Source organism: Mesorhizobium sp. M4A.F.Ca.ET.022.05.2.1 (genome assembly GCF_003998845.1).
Lineage (GTDB): Bacteria > Pseudomonadota > Alphaproteobacteria > Rhizobiales > Rhizobiaceae > Mesorhizobium.
The window spans coordinates 1-2967 of the sequence record NZ_RZOJ01000571.1 but is presented as its reverse complement, the minus strand read 5'-3'; the positions used below and the strand labels follow the sequence as shown (position 1 = coordinate 2967).

Below are 2967 nucleotides of genomic sequence, written 5' to 3'. Positions count from 1 at the left end.
GAACAGCGGCGACCAGCGTCATTTTGAGATTGAAAGGCGCGCATCTATTTCGCGTCCACGATGTCGCAATCAACGTGGATGCGCTGGCGCTGGCCGATGCTATGCTGGCGCGTGAAACCGACCCCTCCGGACGCTGAGCCATGTATGTCATCCGCATGAAGAACTGCGCCTTCTTTGCCCGGCACGGCGTGCTGGACGAGGAGGAGACGCTCGGCCAGCGTTTTTACGTCGACGCGGCGCTGACCGTCGAGCCGGGCCGGGCGCTCGTCGAGGATTCCATCGAGGACACCGTCAACTATGGCGTCGCCTTCGCGGTGATCGAGAAGATCATCACCGGGCACCGGCGTTTCCTGATCGAGGCGCTGGCGCTGGAAGTGGCCAAGGCGCTGACGGCGCGGTTTCCGCAAATCAAGAGAGCCGAGATCACCGTGCGCAAGCCCAACGCGCCGGTGCCCGGCGTGCTCGACCATGTCGAGGTGACAGTTGTCTGGCCCGAATAACACGGTCTACCTCAGCCTTGGCGGCAATCTTGGCGATCCCGCCCGATCGATGGCGGCAGCACTGCGCCTTCTGGATGGCGACGACAAGACAAGCGTCGTCGCTGTGTCCTCGCTCTACCGCACGCCGCCCTGGGGCAAGCTCGACCAGCCCGATTTCCTCAATGCCGCCGCCACGATCACGACCGGACTCGCCCCGCGCGAACTGCTCGACCTTTGCCTCGACGCGGAGCGCCGGCTGAAGCGGGTGCGCGAGGAGCGCTGGGGGCCGCGGCTGATCGATATCGACATATTGGTGTTCGGCGACCGGATCATCCACGAGACTGGTCTGGACGTGCCGCATCCGCGCATGCTGGAGCGCGCCTTCGTGCTGGCGCCCCTGGCCGAAATCGCGCCGGAGCTGGCGATAGGCGGCAAGAGCGTCTCGGAACGCCTCGGCACCGTCGACATTTCGGGCATCGAGCGCTTGCCGTCCGGCCGCGACTGGTGGCTGGAATAGGAACAGCGGACCGACGGCGGCAGTTGGCTGAAGTCAGCCGGAAAAGCCGCCGTCGTCGAGGAACGCCTGTTCCTCCGGTGTCGTCTCGCGGCCAAGCATGCGGTTACGGTGCGGGAAGCGGCCGAAGCGCTGGATGATCTCGCGGTGCTCGACCGCATATTTCAGATAGGGTTGGGCACTGGTGGATGTGAGCTCCACCGAGCGCGCCTGGTCGACGAGCAGCTCCGAATGCTCGAAGGGCAGATAGAGGAAGAAGCGAATGTCCTCTTCGAGCGCCAGGTCATGGCCGGCGGCGATCGCCTTGCCGGCGAAATGGCGCGCCAGCGGATCGGTTGCGTACATATGGCCGGTGCCGCGAAAGCAGTTGCGCGGAAACTGGTCGAGCAGGACCATCAGCGCCAGCGAACCCTCGGCGTGTTCACACCAGTCGTCGCATTCGCGCCGTGCGGCGGCGAAGTGCAGGTCGAGAAACCGGTTGCGGAATTCCGCGTCGAAGGCATCGTTCTTCTCGAACCAGGCATCCTCGCCGGCATCGCGCCAGAATGCGGTGACGGCGAGCGCCCGTTTGTCCAGTTCAGCCATCTCTCTATTCCTCCGCGGGCTCGGATTTGCTCAGCACGCCGGCCGTCTCCTCGTTGAGCGCCTGGCCGGTACGGCGCGGCGGCGTCAGCGGCGTCGGTATCGGCGTGCCTATATTGCCTTTCAGGAAGCGCTGGCCGGCGCGCACGCCTTCTGCCAGCTGCGTCTCGAAGCGGGCGGTGTCGCGGCGGCGGACATCTTCGATCACCTCGGCGACGTCTTCCGGATCGACGCCAAGCGCTTCGAGCGCCGAGCCGCCGAAGCCCAGCGCCGATTCGAATGTCTCGCGCAGCTGGTAGTCGACGCCAGCGCGGATGAGCTGCAGGGCGGTGCCGCGATCAAAGGCGCGCGCCAGTATCGTGACCAGCGGGAATTCGGCCTTGATCAATTGCGCGATGCGGACCGCCGCTTCCGGCTTGTCGACGCAGATCAGCACCGCGCGCGCCCGCCCGGCGCCGGCCGCGTGCAGGATGTCCAGCCGCGTGCCGTCGCCGTAATAGACCTTGAAGCCAAAATCGGCCGCCGCCTGGATCATCTCGACCTCGTTGTCGATGATCGAGACATCGATGCCGCGCAACAGCAGCGGCTGCGAGGCGATCTGGCCGAAACGGCCGAAGCCGATGATCAGCACGCTGCCGGAAAGGCCTTCGGCGACATCGACTCCTTCGAGTGACTGCTCGTCGCGCAGCGTCATGGAGCGCAGCGCAACGATAGCGAGCGGCGTCAGTACCATGGAAATGATGACAATTGCCGTCAGCGTCGCATTGGCCTGGCCGTCGATGATCCCGACCGCAGCCGCCGCCGAATACAGAACGAAAGCGAATTCGCCGCCCTGCGCCATGAACACGGCGCGTTCCAGCGCCTCACGGTGACCGGTCTTCAGCATGCGGGCGACGAGGTAGATGCCAAGCGCCTTCATCACCATGTAGGCGACGACGTAGATGGCCACCAGCCGCCAGTTGGCGGCCACCACATGCAAGTCGAGCGACATGCCGACAGCAAGGAAGAACAGGCCGAGCAGTATACCCCGGAACGGTTCGATGTCGGCCTCCAGCTGGTGGCGGAAGGTCGATTCGGAAAGCAGTACGCCGGCGAGGAACGCACCCATCGCCATCGACAGGCCCGAAAGCTGCATGGCAAGCGCCGACCCCAGAACCACCAGCAGCGCGGCCGCCGTCATCACCTCGCGGGCGCGCGCTTCCGCCAGGATGCGGAAGAACGGATTGAGCAGATAACGGCCGGCCACCACCAGGCCGACGATCGCGGCAAGGCCGATACCGACCTCGGTCAGCCGCTGCGACAGGCTCATCTCGGCACCGCCGGGCGCCAGGAAGGCGATCAGCGCCAGCAGCGGCACGATCGCCAGATCCTCCAGCAGCAGGATGGAAACGA

At 65.4% G+C, this 2967-nt stretch carries 4 protein-coding genes and 1 pseudogene; 3 read left to right on the top strand and 2 right to left on the bottom strand.

From position 1 onward, the window contains the following. The 3 genes and pseudogenes from EN745_RS37350 to folK all read left to right on the top strand — a co-directional run. A pseudogene (locus EN745_RS37350) lies at positions 1-137 on the top strand (dihydropteroate synthase); the annotation flags it as partial. A 3-nt stretch (positions 138-140) separates the two neighbouring features. After that, positions 141-500, top strand: a complete 360-nt coding sequence (gene folB / locus EN745_RS32870) for a dihydroneopterin aldolase (RefSeq protein WP_127423174.1) — start codon at positions 141-143, stop codon at positions 498-500. Next, positions 484-996: a 2-amino-4-hydroxy-6-hydroxymethyldihydropteridine diphosphokinase gene (gene folK / locus EN745_RS32865; protein ID WP_126054779.1), complete on the top strand. Its 513-nt coding sequence runs from the start codon at positions 484-486 to the stop codon at positions 994-996. Before folB ends, folK begins: the two co-directional genes overlap by 17 nt. 33 nt (positions 997-1029) lie before the next feature. On the opposite strand, the gene EN745_RS32860 is transcribed toward folK, so the two are convergent. Then, the gene (locus EN745_RS32860) at positions 1030-1578 is read right to left on the bottom strand and encodes a DUF924 family protein (RefSeq protein ID WP_126054778.1); all 549 of its coding nucleotides are present in this window, start codon (positions 1576-1578) and stop codon (positions 1030-1032) included. Positions 1579-1582: 4 nt separating this feature from the next. Further along, on the bottom strand, positions 1583-2967 hold a 1385-nt coding region (locus EN745_RS32855), incomplete at its 5' end, for a cation:proton antiporter (RefSeq protein WP_127423173.1).

Excerpts from the sequence above, each read along its gene's own strand:
- EN745_RS32860 (WP_126054778.1), bottom strand. The coding sequence starts at position 1,578 with ATGGCTGAACTGGACAAACGGGCGCTCGCCGTCACCGCATTCTGGCGC.
- folB (WP_127423174.1), top strand. The coding sequence starts at position 141 with ATGTATGTCATCCGCATGAAGAACTGCGCCTTCTTTGCCCGGCACGGC.